A 566-nucleotide genomic window follows, 5' to 3' on the forward strand; every position below is an offset into this window, starting at 1 on the left:
GGGGGCGGCGGGGCGGCGCGCAGCAGGTCCGCGACGGCGGCCCGGGCGTCGGCGACGCAGGCGGGAATGCCGACGCCGCCGTGGGCGGCACCGCACACCCGCAGGCCGGGGAGGTGGGCGACGGCGCGGCGGACGCGGTCGATCCGCTCGGTGTGACCGGGGGCGTACTGCGGCAGGCCGTCGATCCAGCGGGTGACGACGGAGGCCACCGGCGCGGCGGTCAGGCCGACGGCGTCGCGCAGGTCGGCCAGGGCGCCCTTCACGAGATCGGCGTCGTCCACGGCCACTGCGCCGGGGTCGCCGTGGCGGCCGACGGAGGCCCGCAGCAGGTACAGCTCCGGGTGCCGGCCCGCCCACTCCCACTTGCCGCTGGAGAAGGTGGATGCCTTGATGAAGCGGCCGTCGACGGCGGGGACGAGGAAGCCGCTGCCCGGCAGGGGGCGGTCGAGGTCGGAGCGGCGCAGCGCCACGGTGATCAGGGCCATGGAGGCGTACCCGATGCCGTCGAGCTCCCGGGCGGCGGCCGGGGCGTGGTCGGCGAGCAGGCGCTGTCTCTTATACACAGC

Annotated in this window: 1 protein-coding gene; it reads right to left on the reverse strand. The window is 77.2% G+C overall.

Annotation, left to right across the window (positions count from 1 at the left end; genetic code table 11):
- Nucleotides 1-566, reverse strand: a 566-nt coding sequence (locus tag FOE67_RS27940) for a protoporphyrinogen/coproporphyrinogen oxidase (protein ID WP_369075304.1), incomplete at both ends; no start/stop codon positions are given.

Origin of the sequence: Streptomyces calidiresistens (genome assembly GCF_014141525.1) — a bacterium.
In the GTDB taxonomy this organism is placed as follows: Bacteria; Actinomycetota; Actinomycetes; order Streptomycetales; family Streptomycetaceae; genus Streptomyces; species Streptomyces calidiresistens.